Source organism: Pseudomonadota bacterium (genome assembly GCA_008501635.1).
Taxonomy (GTDB): domain Bacteria; phylum Pseudomonadota; class Gammaproteobacteria; order QQUJ01; family QQUJ01; genus QQUJ01.
In genome coordinates, this window is record QQUJ01000018.1 from 16,331 (window position 1) to 29,831 (window position 13,501).

The window sequence follows — 13,501 nt, forward strand, 5'->3', positions numbered from 1 at the left end:
ACGCGGATCGCGCTAAATCGTGCGGGTGATCTGATCGAGCGGGCGGCGCGGTGTCGGTTCGGGCAGTTCGGCCGGATAGCCCACGCAAATGATGGCGATGGGCTTCTCCCCGGCCTGCAGATCAAGGACCTTGCTGACCTGTTCCTCGTCAAAATAGCCCACCCACGCCGTCCCCAGGCCCGCGGCAACAATCGCAAGTTGCGCATACGCGGCTGAGATCGTCGCATCCTGTATGGAGTAGAGGTTTCTACCACGCTCGCCGTACTCTTCGGCAGCGCGTTGGGTATCGGCGCAGAACACGAGACTCACCGGCGCCTGGCAGAGAAAATCCTGCTCTTTGGTGGCCTTGCACAATGCATCACGGGCATCCGGATCGCGCACCACCACGATACGGTAGGATTGCAGATCGCCTGCCGTAGGTGCCGCACAAGCCATTTCCAGAATGGCATGCAGCTTCTCCTCCTCGACGGGCATGTCGGAATGATATTTGCGCACCGAGTGGCGGTGTCTGACGGTTTCGAAAAAATCCCACATGGTCTCCTGCTCCCCAATCTCGGTGTCGGTGCGCGGCTCTAGTTGGAGTTGCTGCTGTCTTTGCCTTGTGGTTCGATCTCCCCCAGACGGTCCGGGAAGTTGCGCGCCAGTACGCGGCGCGCGTCATTGGCCAGGTTGTGCAGCTCCAACGCATTGTAGGCCCGAATCATCAGCAGCAGGGCTTCGGGAACAGCCGGCGTCTGCTGATAGTTTTCGATGACATGGCGTGCCCGGTTGGCTGCTGCTACGTATGCGCGGCGATCCAGGTAGTACTGACCCACGTGGACCTCGTGCAGGGCCAGCGTGTTGCGCAGATAGACCAGCCGTTTGTTGGCATCGGCGGCGTAGCGGCTCTCCGGGAACTTTTCGATGAGCGCTTCGAAATCACGATAGGCATCGCGTGCCGCCTGTTGGTCACGCTTGGAGTAAGTGTCCTCCAACCAACGGTCAAGAAAACCAACGCCACGATTGAAATTGGCGAGACCCTTCATGTACATCGCGTAATCGACATAGGGATGCAGGGGGTTGATCTTGATGAAGCGCTCGGCCGCGGCGATGGAAGAGTCGGGCTCGTCGTAGCGGTAATAGGCGTAGATGATTTCCAGCTGCGCCTGTTGCGCATAGCGGCCAAAGGGAAATCGGGACTCCAGTGTTTCGTAGTACTTGATCCCCTTCTGAAACTCGCCGGCTTTCACCGCCGCTTTGGCTTCGGTGTAGAACTGGGCGGCGGTCCAGTTACGGGTGATGTCTTCCTCTGGGGTAGAGGCGCAGCCCGCCAGGAGGGTGACCAGCATTGTGATGACGACAGATCTGAACGAGTGTGAGATTTCCATCAAACGCCTTGGGAACCTGGAGCTTATCAAGGGCGCAGTATACCCTATCCCGAAACCCCGCAAAGTTGTTGTCATTGCCAGACCCGCAAACGACCGTGCCCATCATCGAATTGCATGCTGAGATTCCCGAGCGCCTGGGCGGCAGGCGTCTGGATCAGGCGCTGGCCGAACTTTTTCCGGAGTATTCGCGGGCCCGACTGCAGTCCTGGGTCAGGGCCGGGCAGGTGCATGTCGACCAACAGATATCGCGCCCGCGGGACAAGGTCGCAGGGGGGGAACTGGTCCATGTGCGGGCGGAGATTGAATCCGCGTCGCCGCTGCGGGCCGAGGCAATTCCTCTGGACATCAGGTACGAAGATGCCGCCCTGTTGGTGATCAACAAGCCGGCAGGTTTGGTGGTCCATCCGGCTGCGGGCAATCCGGACGGCACCTTGCAGAACGCACTGTTGCACCATTGCCCGGCGCTGGCGACCGTACCGCGTGCCGGAATCGTTCATCGCCTCGATAAAGAAACCAGTGGTCTGCTGGTGGTTGCGAAGACCCTTGAGGCGCATACCGATTTGGTGCGCCAGCTGCAATCGCGCAGCGTGGGACGCGAGTATCTGGCGCTGGTGAACGGCGTGTTGGCCGCGGGAGGCACGGTGGACGCCCCTTTGGGCCGACACCCGGGTGATCGTAAACGCATCGCCGTGATCGCAGGTGGCCGTCATGCGGTGAGCCACTACCGGGTAGAAGAACGGTTTCGCGCCCACACTCTGGTGCGTGTGCGCCTGGAGACCGGACGCACCCATCAGATACGCGTGCACATGGGACACATCCACCACCCGCTGGTCGGTGATCCTGTCTATGGTGGACGTCTGCGGATCCCCAAGGGGGCGGGCGATGCACTGGCGACGGCGTTGCGGGGTTTTCGCCGCCAGGCATTGCACGCAACGCGCCTGACGCTGTGCCATCCCGTCAGCGGTGAAATCCTCTCCTGGGAGGTCTCGCCACCCGAGGATTTCTGCGCCGTGCTCGGTACGCTAAGGAGCGATGCGGCCGAGGCGAACATCCGGTGAGCAGGCGTCATCCCGCGTGGATTCGACCTGATTGGCCGGCACCGGCGCAGGTCAGAGCGTTTGCCACCACGCGCCTGGGCGGAGTGAGCGAACCCCCTTACGCCAGCTTCAACCTGGGTGATCATGTCGGTGACGATCCCGACCATGTGGCGCGCAATCGCAAGCGGTTGCGCGATCTCCTGCAGTTGCCCGCCGAACCCTGTTGGCTGAATCAGGTTCACGGTCGTGACGTGGTGGAGGCGGGCAATGGCGCTGCCTTCCAGGCCGATGGCGCATGGACCGCTGCCCGGGGAACGGTATGCGCTGTGCTGACGGCGGACTGCCTGCCGGTGCTGCTCTGCGATCGGCAGGGGCGCCGTGTCGCCGCGCTGCATGCCGGCTGGCGTGGACTGGCGGCAGGGGTGCTGGAGGCGGGTGTCGAGGCGCTTGGCTGCCGTGGCGGGGAGGTGATGGCGTGGTTGGGTCCCGCCATCGGTCCGCTGGCTTTTGAAGTAGGCGAAGAGGTGCGGGCGGTCATGGTGGATCACGATACCCAGGCCGCGGCGGCCTTTACGGCGAACCGCAGCGGGCATTGGCTGGCGGATCTCTACGCCCTGGCCCGCCAGCGGCTGGAAGCGTGTGGCGTCGAGGCGGTTTATGGGGGAGACCGTTGCACGCATACCGAGCGCGATCACTTCTTCTCCTATCGACGCGATGGTGTAACGGGCCGTTCGGCGAGTCTGATCTGGCTGGCGTAGGGGTCGGATGTCGGAGGGCGGGTGACGCCTGCTTTGCGTGCGGGTTACCATCGGGACCCAAGGGAACCTCTGATTAAATCGTGTTCAGTGATTCTGTTGTCCGGAAGCGGCGATTTCAGTGTTGGAGAGCTTGGCAATAGCGGGCTATTACCCGCACTTTCCGCCTTGAACTCGCTGCCTCTGAACACCACTCTTATCTGAACAGATTTAATCAGAATTCCCTAAATCAGATCAGTTGCGGAGGAGCGCCATGAAGTTGATGCAATGGACAATTGCCAGTCTGTGCCTGGGTTTGGTGCTGAGCCCGGCTCAAGCAGCCTCCAAGGCCGAGATCAATGCCAAGGTCAACGCGACCATCAAGACCTTTTACGCGGAGGTCAAGGGTGGGCGCGAGCTGGCGGGGAAAGCCGCCGGCATGCTGGTGTTTCCGGAGGTGGTGAAAGCCGGCATCGGGATCGGTGGGGAATACGGCGACGGGGCATTGCGCGTGGGTGGCAAGACGCTGGGTTACTACAACACCGCCGCCGCCTCGATCGGATTGCAGCTCGGCGTGCAGGTCAAATCGCAGATCATCCTCTTCATGACCGAGAAGGCGCTACGGGATTTTCGCAATAGCGATGGGTGGAAGGCCGGGGTGGACGGCAGCGTGGCGCTGGCCACCCTGGGCGCGGGTGGTGAGATCGATACCGAAACCACGAGAAAACCGATTATCGGCTTCATTTTTTCCAACAAGGGTCTGATGTACAACCTCACCTTCGAGGGCTCGAAAATCACCCGTATCAAGCGCTGAAATTTGCGCGGCAGCGGTGCTGAGGAGAATTGAGTGAAACACTGGTACATGTTGACGCTGGTCGGCGAGGATCGTCCCGGCATCGTCGCCAAAGTCACCGCTGCGCTGTTTGAGGGTGGTTGCAATCTGGGTGAAGCGTCGATGATGCGCCTCGGCGGCAGCTTTACCACCATGCTGATGGTCAACAGCGACGGCGCTGCGAAACAGGTGCAGACCATGCTCGCCCCGGTGGTGGAGTCGCTGGGCTTGCACCTGCATATTGATGCCATTGCGGGGCAGTTGCACCAGCATGTTCTACCGGATGTGCGCATCACTGTCTCCGGCGCTGACCGGGCCGGCATCGTCGCCCAGGTGACCGGCGCCTTGGCCGGGGCCGGCCTGAATATTCTTGATCTGGAGTCTGACGTGGCGGGTACGGCCGAGTCGCCGATCTACATCATGCACATCGAAGGCGTTGCCACCGAGGGTGTGGGTGCACTCGAGTCAGCGGTGGACGTGATCGCCCGGGAGGGGGTCGACATCAGCATCTCCTCCGTCGATACACTCATCGGTTAAGCGATGGCGGTGCTTGATCTACTGGTGTATCCGGATGCGCGTCTGAAGCAGTTGTCGACACCGGTTGCAACCATCGATGACGAGTTGTGGAAGTTTGTCGCCGACCTCGAAGCAACCCTGCGCGCCGGCCCTGGCGGAGTGGGTATCGCGGCTCCGCAGGTGGGCCGTTTTCAACGCATTGCGATCGTCGATATTTCCGCCAGGCCAAAACTCAGGAATCACGGCCGCATGGTGCTGATCAATCCAGAGATCATCGAGTGGGAGGGCCTGGCCGTGGGCCGCGAAGGGTGTATGTCGGTACCCGATTACACCGGGAACGTGGTGCGCGCCGAGCGCATTGCGCTCCAGGCGCTGGACGAACGCGGCGAATTGCGCCACTACCGGATGGAGGGGTTCGAAGCGCGTGCCGTGCAGCACGAAATCGACCATCTCGATGGGTTGCTGTTTCTCGATCGCCTGGTCAGCCGCCGCAATGACCTGTTTCGCCGCAAGGTCTATCGGAAACCCAAGGTGCCGGTCAAAGCGGCCCACGGAGGACAATGAGCATCACCACCGGTTTGGTAGCCCGGCGCGAAATCTGGGCTTGGGCGAGCTTCGACTTTGCCAACTCCGGTTACACCACGGTGGTGCTGACCGCTGTCTACAACGCCTATTTTGTCGCCGTCATCGCGGGTCCCGCGGCCGGGTTTGCGCCCGGCCAGGGGACGCTGCTGTGGACGCTGGCCATCGGTACCGCCAACGGTTTGGCGTTGCTCACCGCGCCGTTGCTGGGGGCGCTGGCCGATCACGGTGCTCATAAAAAGCGGTTTCTCCTGATTGCGACGCTGGGGTGCGCCCTCTTTACCGCTGCCCTGGGATTGGCGGGGCCCGGCGAGGTGGGCTGGGCGGTGGCGCTGGTGATCGGTTCGGCGTTTATGTTTGCGGTAGGCGAGAATCTGATCGCCGCCTTTCTGCCCGAGATTGCCCCTCCCGAGCAGATGGGTCGCATCTCAGCTTTCGGGTGGGCGATCGGCTACGTTGGGGGCGTGCTGGTACTGGGCGCCTGTCTCGGCTATCTCTTCTGGGCCCGGGGGGCGGGGCACGGGGCCGAGCAGTACGTGCCGGTGATCCTGCTGATCGTCGCGGTCTGTTTTCTCGCGGCCGCCCTTCCGACCTTCCTCTGGCTACGCGAGCGTGCGGTGCCCGACACGTTGCGGCCGGAGCGGTTCGTGGTCTATTTCGGTGAAGGCTGGCGCCGTGTGGGCCGCACCCTGCACGAGAGGCACCGGTTTCGCGATCTGTTCCGGTTTCTCTTCACGCTGGTGCTCTATCACTCGGGTATCGCGACCGTGGTGGTTCTGGCCGCCGTCTACGCACAGGAGGTGATGGGTTTCGAACAGAGCGAGACCATCGGGCTGATTCTGGTGGTCAACGTTACTGCGGCGGTCGGCGCCTTTGTCTTCGGGCGCGTGCAGGACCGGCTGGGTTCCCTGCCCACGCTCTCGCTCACGCTGGTGATCTGGATAGCCGCCACGGTACTCGCTTACGCCGGGACTAGCCGCGCCGGATTCTGGGTGGTTGCCAATCTGGTGGGCATCGCGATGGGGGCGAGCCAGTCCGCCGGACGCGCCCTGATCGGACAATTCACCCCGCCGCGCCGCACCGCCGAGTTCTTCGGACTGTGGGGCCTTGCCGTCAAGCTCGCCGCGATAATCGGGCCGGTAAGCTACGGCGTGATCGGCTATCTGACCGGAGGCAATCACCGCCTGGCCATCCTCTCGACCGTGACCTTCTTCGTGCTCGGTCTGGTATCGCTGTGGGGGATCGATGAACAGCGCGGACGCGCCGCGGCGCGAGCAGATTCTTGAGTCCAGTGGGTGTGCTGGTTGGCTTTGCGACGCTGGCCCTGCTGTGCCTTGGGCTGGCATGGATCGCGTTGCCGCGCTGGTTGCACCAGCTGGAATGTCGGGCGGGTACTGACTGGGGGGCGCGCGGGCTCAATCGCATCGACGGACTGATCCGGCTGTTTTGCCGGCGCTACCACCGGCTGCGTGCGGATACGGTGCCGTTGCCGAGTCACGGCGGTGCGATCGTCGTTGCCAACCACGTTTCCGGTCTTGATCCGCTGCTGTTGATTGCCTCCTCTCGACGCCCGTTGCGATTCATTATTGCGCGTGAACAGTACCAACGGCTTGGGCTGCACTGGCTGTTCCGCTGGGGCGGCTGCATTCCCGTCGATCGCGCGGCGCGCCCGGAGCGCGCGTTGAGAGACGCGCTGCGGGCGTTGCGTTCCGGCGAGGTAGTCGCGCTCTTTCCCCACGGTGGTATCCATCTGGATCATGAACCGCACCGCAAACTGAAGGGGGGCGTCGCGGCATTGGCCCGCCTGACGGGGTGCCCGGTGGTGCCGCTGCGCATCGAGGGAGTGCGTGGACAGGGGTTTGTGGTCGCCGCCTTGTGGCTGCGCAGCAGAGCACGCCTACGGGCCTTTCCGTTACTGCAGTGCGAGGCGGGAGAGGAGCACGCGTTTCTGCATCGATTGGCGGGGCAGATCGAAGGACACTGGCAGCGCCAGCATCGTGGCCGGCCACCGCAGGGCACCCATGCCTCTTGAATTCAGGGCGTAAAGCCCTATCTGTAGAGTAGATTTCGGCGCACCGAACAGACGACAGAGGGTTTTACGGATGCGAATGGACAAATTGACCACCAAGTTTCAAATGGCGCTGGCTGAAGCGCAGTCGCTGGCCGTTGGCCACGATCACCAGTTCATCGAGCCCCAGCACCTGATGCAGGCCCTGCTCGATCAGGAGGGCGGCACGGTGCGTGGCTTGCTGACCAAGGCGGGCGCGCGGGTGCAGCAGCTGCGCAGCGCCATTGGCCAGGCGGTGGACCGGTTGCCGCGGGTCGAGGGTACGGCGGGCGAGGTTCATATCTCCAACGAACTCGGTCGCTTGCTCAACGTCACCGACAAACTCGCGCAGCAGCGCAAGGATCAGTACATCACCTCCGAGCTCTACGTCCTCGCGGCGACGCAGGACAAGGGAAATCTGGGTCAGTTGCTGCGCGATGCCGGGGCGTCGCAGGAAGCGATCGAGAAGGCCATCGAAGAGGTGCGCGGCGGGCAGTCGGTCGATGATCCCAACGCCGAGGAACAGCGCCAGGCGCTGGAGCGGTTCACCATCGATCTCACCGAGCGCGCCGAGCAGGGCAAGCTCGATCCGGTGATCGGCCGCGACGACGAGATCCGGCGCACCATCCAGGTGCTGCAGCGACGCACCAAGAACAACCCGGTGCTGATCGGCGAGCCCGGCGTCGGCAAGACCGCCATCGTCGAGGGGCTCGCGCAGCGCATCGTCAACGGCGAGGTACCCGAGGGGATGAAGGGCAAACGCCTGCTGGCGCTTGATATGGGCGCGCTGATCGCCGGTGCCAAGTACCGCGGCGAATTCGAGGAGCGCTTGAAGGCGGTGCTCAACGATCTCGTCAAGCAGGAGGGGCAGATCATCCTCTTCATCGACGAGCTGCACACCATGGTCGGCGCCGGCAAGGCCGAAGGCGCGATGGACGCGGGTAACATGCTCAAACCGGCACTGGCGCGCGGCGAGCTGCACTGTGTCGGGGCCACCACGCTCGACGAATACCGCCAGTACATCGAGAAGGACGCGGCGCTGGAGCGGCGTTTTCAGAAGGTACTGGTGGAGGAGCCCAGTGTCGAAGATACCATCGCCATCCTGCGCGGCCTCAAGCAGCGCTACGAAGTGCACCACGGTGTCGAGATCACCGACCCGGCCATCGTCGCGGCGGCGATGCTTTCGCATCGCTACATCGCCGATCGCCAGCTGCCCGACAAGGCTATCGATCTGGTGGACGAGGCGGCGAGTCGGATCCGTATCGAGATGGATTCCAAACCCGAGGAAATGGATCGCCTGGAACGACGCCTGATTCAGCTCAAGATCGAACGCGAGGCGGTGGCCAAAGAGAGCGACGAGGCTTCGCGCAAACGGCTGGGCGACCTGCAACAGCAGATCGATAAATTGGAGCGTGAATTTTCGGATCTGGAAGAGGTGTGGAAGGCGGAGAAGGCGTCGTTGCAGGGAGCGGCACATATCAAGGAGGAGTTGGAGCGGTCACGCCTCGAGCTTGAGGCGGCCAAGCGTGCGCAGGATTTGGGGCGCATGTCCGAGCTGCAGTACGGGCGCATTCCCGAACTGGAGCGCCAGCTTGATATGGCGGCGCAGGCCGAGATGCTTGATATGAAATTGCTGCGCAACAAGGTCAGCGACGAGGAGATCGCCGAGGTGGTCTCGAAGTGGACCGGCATCCCGGTGAGTAAGATGATGGAGGGCGAGCGCGACAAGCTGCTGCGCATGGAAGAGGCGATTCACCAGCGGGTGGTGGGTCAGGACGAGGCGGTCGTCGCGGTGGCCAACGCCATTCGCCGCTCGCGCGCCGGTCTTTCCGATCCCAACCGGCCCAACGGCTCGTTCCTGTTCCTCGGCCCTACCGGTGTCGGCAAGACCGAACTGTGCAAGGCGCTGGCGACGTTTCTTTTCGATACCGAGGAGGCGATGGTGCGCGTTGATATGTCCGAGTTCATGGAGAAGCACTCGGTAGCGCGACTGATCGGCGCACCGCCAGGGTATGTCGGCTATGAAGAGGGCGGTTATCTCACCGAAACGGTGCGGCGCAAACCCTACTCGTTGATTCTACTCGACGAGGTGGAGAAGGCGCACCCGGATGTCTTCAACGTGTTGCTGCAGGTGCTCGACGACGGCCGGTTGACCGACGGGCACGGTCGCACCGTGGATTTCCGCAACACCGTGATCGTGATGACCTCCAACCTCGGTTCCGATGTGATCCAGAGTCTGGCGGGCGAGGAGAACTATGACCAGATGAAATCCTCGGTGATGGCGATCGTCGGGCAATATTTCCGGCCTGAGTTCATCAACCGGCTAGATGAGGTAGTGGTCTTTCATCCGTTGGTCAAAGAGCAGATCCGGGCCATCGCGCAAATCCAACTGTCGTATCTGCGCAAACGCCTGAGCGAACGCGATATCGAAATCGTTGTCGACGAGGCGGCGCTCGATCAGTTGGGCGCGGCGGGTTTCGATCCCGTATACGGTGCCCGGCCGCTGAAACGGGCGATCCAGCAGCAACTGGAGAACCCGCTGGCGCAGGCCATTCTCGCCGGGCGATTCCAGAGCGGCGATACCATCCAGGTGAGTGCGGACGAGAACGGTGTGGTGATAAGCGTCGCCGAGCGTGCAACCGCCTGAACGCGCTGAAGGCTCGCCATGGTAGTGAAGAGCGTGGCGAGCCTTTTCCAAAGGCTGGTTACTGGCCGCGCAGGCAGTGGCAGAACTCGTTGGTCCAGATCTGCGCTTCCAACTGCAGGCGCATCAGATCGAGTCCCTGCAGCGGCAGCGATACGTCGCTCCAGTCGGGCTTTCCATCCTCAGCGCTGATGACCCATTTCAGCAGCTCCCCGTAGGGGCCTTCGTGGACAAGCAAGGCGCGCACGATCTCTTCGTGGAGATTCAGCGGTGCTATGAACTGCTCCATCTCGCAATCGAAAAGTGCATCGAGCACCGAGAATAACCCTACCAGATAGTATTGCGGTGCATTGGGACGCTTCAATGCCTGTGCAAGCGTCTCGGCGAGGTGTGCCCGGTAGGCGCCGAGTGGCAGGATTTCCCGGGGACGGAAATCCACCGAGTTCATTACGATGACGGTGGCCCAGTTCTTTATGCGTTGCAGGCCAAAGAAATTCACACCGTGGTGGATGGACTCCACGCGACTGGGTGAAACGAAGAACGCGGAGTTGAGGAGTTTCAGCAGTTTGTAGGTCAATGTTGTATCGCAACTGATGATTCGTTCGACGTCGTTGACGTCGACGTCGGGATTTTGCAGTTGGGCGAGCAGGCGCAACGATCCAACCTGGCTTGCCGGAAGCGAGCGCTGCGCTTTGACCTCGGGACGTTTCCAGAACCGGCCGGAGAACCACGTCGTGGAAGGGTTCTCGACGCAGCCCTGAAACTCTTCCCGGGTATCGATCTGGGTCGACCATAAAGGCGCATGTGCTGGAGAACCTGTGGTGTCTGACGCGGAGGTTTTCCCCTTGACTGCCCAGAATTTCGGTTTCAACTCCATCTCGCCCGGTCCGGTTCCACGGTCCAGGATGTATTCAAAACCTTGTTGAGCGAGCGTGGCAAGGGATCCGCGATAGTCGTCAATTGCGGTTTTGCCACCTTTGATACGCAGAATCTTTGTGGGCAGAGGCCAGGGCAGGTCGAGCAGTGCGTCCAGGGACTGCGCAGGTACATCCACAACGGTCGGTAGTGTCCCGAAAACCGGGTCTTCGGTTACCTCGTTGAGCAGCCGCAAACCCTGTTCGAGCGCCGCGGGTGTGAATGGCGATTGTGGATCGCATGATAGAAAAGTGAGCGCTGTTGCAACCATCTCCAACTCCCGGTTGAAGATGGGCTCCCTGCGAAGGACGCCGCACGATGGAATATTCTCTTGTGATTCGCCCATGTTGGCCACAGTGATCGAGGAGTGTTGGGGGAGGTATACCGCAAAGGGATGGACGTTTCCACTGTGTGGATCACTTGGCTGGGGATTGTTCTTCGCCAGGTGCTTGCGCCGACCTACTTAACTGTTGCCGTAATAGTCCAGATACCAGTCGACAAATGCCTTGATGCCGGCCTCGACCTGTGTGTCGGGCTTGAAGCCGACACCCGCCTCCAGGGCGGTGGTATCCGCGAGCGTCGCAGGAACATCCCCAGGCTGCATGGGCAGCAAATCCAGTTGAGCCTTTTTGCCCAAGCATTTCTCCAGTGTCTCGATGTAGTGCATCAGCGACACCGACTGGTTGTTGCCGATATTGAATACGCGCCATGGCGCGTAGCTGGTGGCCGGATCGGGCGCGTCACTCGACCACTCGGGATTGGCAGCGGCGGTGCTGTCGATGGTGCGAACGATACCTTCGACGATGTCGTCGATGTAGGTGAAGTCGCGTACCATCTGGCCGCGGTTGAAAACCGGAATGGGTTCGCCGGCCAGGATACCTTTGGTGAATTTGAACAGGGCCATGTCGGGTCGTCCCCAAGGCCCGTAAACGGTAAAGAAGCGCAACCCGGTGCTGGGCAGCTTGAAGAGGTGAGCATAGCTGTGTGCCATCACTTCATTGGCTTTTTTGGTGGCGGCGTAGAGCGATACCTGGTGATTGCAGCCGTCGTGTTCGGAAAACGGCTGCTGGGTGTTGGCACCATACACGGAGCTGGTGGAGGCGTAGACCAGGTGTTCGACCGCAGTGTGTCGGCAACCCTCAAGAATATTTCCAAAGCCGACAAGATTGCTATCGATGTAGGCGTAGGGGTTCTCGATCGAGTAACGCACCCCGGCCTGTGCTGCGAGATGCATCACGCGATCGAAGCGCTCTGCCGCGAACAACCTGGCCATTCCTTCACGGTCTTCGATATCGAGTTTGACGAAACGGAACCGATCATTGCCGGCCAGGCGCTTGAGTCGGGTCTCCTTCAAAGAGACGTCGTAATAGTCGTTCAGGTTGTCGAGGCCGACGACCTCGTCGCCACGCTCGACAAGGCGCAGAGACAGGGCGTTACCGATGAAACCTGCCGCGCCGGTGATCAGTATCTTCATAGCGATAATCTCAATTTTGATCGGGGATCAGAGGCGCCACACCGAAAAACCCATCTGCTCAAGGGCCTCGCGGTCAAGGGCGGATTTGACATCGACAAAGGCAGCCGGACTTGCTGCTAAAGCCTGAAAATCGGACAGCGGTAGCTGCAGGTAGTGTGCGTGAGCGACACACAGCACGATGGCCTGCAGATCTTTCAGATCCTCCCATTTCGCAAGTTGCAGCCCGTACTCGTGCTGTACCTCGTGTGGGTCGGCCATGGGATCGTGGACCAGGACATTGACGCCAAAAGACTGCAGCTCCTCCACGACGTCTATGACACGGGAGTTGCGCGTATCGGGGCAGTTCTCTTTGAATGTTACCCCGAGTACCGCAATTCGCGAGTCCTTGACGCAGTGCCCGTTTTTTATGACCTGCTTGATCGCCTGTTCAGCAACGAACTTGCCCATGCTGTCGTTGATATGCCGGCCGGCCAGAATCACCTGCGGGTGATAGCCCACCATCTCGGCCTTGTGCGTCAAATAGTAGGGATCGACCCCGATGCAGTGTCCGCCAACCAGCCCCGGACGGAAGGGCAGAAAGTTCCATTTGGTGCCTGCTGCCTGCAGCACCTCCGTGGTATCGAGGTCCAGTTTGCTAAAGATGAGCGCCAATTCATTCATCAGGGCGATGTTGAGATCACGCTGGGTGTTCTCAATGACCTTGGCCGCCTCGGCCACTTTGATGCTGGATGCACGATGTACGCCCGCGGTGACGACCTGCTCGTAAAGCTGCGCAACCTTTTCCAGGGTTGCCGCATCGTCACCCGATACCACTTTAACAATCGTCTCGAGGCGGTGCTCCTGGTCGCCCGGATTGATGCGCTCGGGTGAATAACCGACATGGAAGTCTTCCATCCAGCGCAACCCTGAATTCTGTTCCAGCACCGGGACGCAGATCTCCTCCGTTGCGCCTGGATAGACGGTGGACTCATAGATGACCGTGGCGCCGCGGCGCATATGCTGGCCCACGGTGCGGCTGGCCGCTATCAGAGGAGAGAAGTCGGGTTGATGGGCGCTGCCGATAGGGGTGGGCACCGCTACGATAATGAGTTCAGCCTCGCTGAGTATCGCCGGGTCGGTCGAGCAGCGCAGCCGCTTTGCCGCACGCAGCGACTCCTCGCTCACCTCTCCGGTAGGGTCGCAATAGCGCAGATAGCTTTCGACCTTGGCGGTGTTGGGATCAAAACCCACGGTGGGGCGAAGCTTGCCGAGCGCGACCGCCAAAGGCAGCCCTACATAGCCGAGACCAACGACGGCAACGGTTTCCATGGCGAATAATTCCTCTCCAGCATCGTTTTCAAAGGCTCTTTAGAG

General features: G+C 61.3%; 13 protein-coding genes. 8 read left to right on the forward strand and 5 right to left on the reverse strand.

All coding sequences use genetic code 11. The annotated features are described in order from the left end of the window. Positions 1–12: 12 nt before the first annotated feature. Complete coding sequence (locus DWQ09_10030) at positions 13–534, reverse strand: nitroreductase (protein KAA3627529.1); 522 nt, start codon at positions 532–534, stop codon at positions 13–15. 38 nt (positions 535–572) lie between these two features. Continuing rightward, complete coding sequence (locus tag DWQ09_10035) at positions 573–1,367, reverse strand: outer membrane protein assembly factor BamD (protein ID KAA3627530.1); 795 nt, start codon at positions 1,365–1,367, stop codon at positions 573–575. Positions 1,368–1,432: 65 nt separating this feature from the next. Here DWQ09_10035 and DWQ09_10040 point away from each other — a divergent pair, with 65 nt between their 5' ends. The 8 genes from DWQ09_10040 to DWQ09_10075 all read left to right on the forward strand — a co-directional run bounded on the left by DWQ09_10040 (position 1,433) and on the right by DWQ09_10075 (position 9,762). Continuing rightward, positions 1,433–2,425: a 23S rRNA pseudouridine(1911/1915/1917) synthase RluD gene (locus DWQ09_10040; GenBank protein KAA3627531.1), complete on the forward strand. Its 993-nt coding sequence runs from the start codon at positions 1,433–1,435 to the stop codon at positions 2,423–2,425. Next, on the forward strand, positions 2,422–3,162 hold the full coding sequence (gene pgeF / locus DWQ09_10045; GenBank protein ID KAA3627532.1) for a peptidoglycan editing factor PgeF: 741 nt from the start codon (positions 2,422–2,424) through the stop codon (positions 3,160–3,162). The genes DWQ09_10040 and pgeF overlap by 4 nt, the downstream gene beginning before the upstream one ends. Positions 3,163–3,412: 250 nt before the next feature. Beyond that, positions 3,413–3,952 carry a hypothetical protein gene (locus DWQ09_10050; protein KAA3627533.1) on the forward strand — a complete coding sequence of 180 codons (540 nt, stop codon included), beginning with the start codon at positions 3,413–3,415 and terminating at the stop codon, positions 3,950–3,952. 48 nt (positions 3,953–4,000) lie between these two features. After that, positions 4,001–4,507, forward strand: a complete 507-nt coding sequence (locus DWQ09_10055) for an ACT domain-containing protein (GenBank protein KAA3627534.1) — start codon at positions 4,001–4,003, stop codon at positions 4,505–4,507. Positions 4,508–4,510: 3 nt separating this feature from the next. After that, positions 4,511–5,050 (forward strand): peptide deformylase, encoded by a 540-nt coding sequence (gene def, locus DWQ09_10060; GenBank protein KAA3627535.1) that lies wholly within the window; start codon positions 4,511–4,513, stop codon positions 5,048–5,050. Then, on the forward strand, positions 5,047–6,354 hold the full coding sequence (locus tag DWQ09_10065) for an MFS transporter (GenBank protein ID KAA3627536.1): 1,308 nt from the start codon (positions 5,047–5,049) through the stop codon (positions 6,352–6,354). The genes def and DWQ09_10065 overlap by 4 nt, the downstream gene beginning before the upstream one ends. Before the next feature lie 41 nt (positions 6,355–6,395). Further along, positions 6,396–7,100 carry a 1-acyl-sn-glycerol-3-phosphate acyltransferase gene (locus DWQ09_10070; protein ID KAA3627989.1) on the forward strand — a complete coding sequence of 235 codons (705 nt, stop codon included), beginning with the start codon at positions 6,396–6,398 and terminating at the stop codon, positions 7,098–7,100. 70 nt (positions 7,101–7,170) lie between these two features. After that, positions 7,171–9,762, forward strand: coding sequence for an ATP-dependent chaperone ClpB (locus DWQ09_10075; protein KAA3627537.1), 2,592 nt, complete (start codon positions 7,171–7,173; stop codon positions 9,760–9,762). 58 nt (positions 9,763–9,820) lie between these two features. Here the strand turns inward: DWQ09_10075 and DWQ09_10080 are convergent, their stop codons facing one another. From DWQ09_10080 to DWQ09_10090, 3 genes are all read right to left on the reverse strand, one after another. Beyond that, a complete protein-coding gene (locus DWQ09_10080; GenBank protein KAA3627538.1) occupies positions 9,821–11,020 on the reverse strand; it encodes an HDOD domain-containing protein in 1,200 nt (399 codons plus the stop codon). A gap of 117 nt (positions 11,021–11,137) precedes the next feature. Continuing rightward, positions 11,138–12,148, reverse strand: coding sequence for an NAD-dependent epimerase (locus DWQ09_10085; GenBank protein KAA3627539.1), 1,011 nt, complete (start codon positions 12,146–12,148; stop codon positions 11,138–11,140). Between the two features lie 27 nt (positions 12,149–12,175). Beyond that, complete coding sequence (locus tag DWQ09_10090) at positions 12,176–13,456, reverse strand: nucleotide sugar dehydrogenase (GenBank protein KAA3627540.1); 1,281 nt, start codon at positions 13,454–13,456, stop codon at positions 12,176–12,178. Positions 13,457–13,501 lie beyond the last annotated feature (45 nt).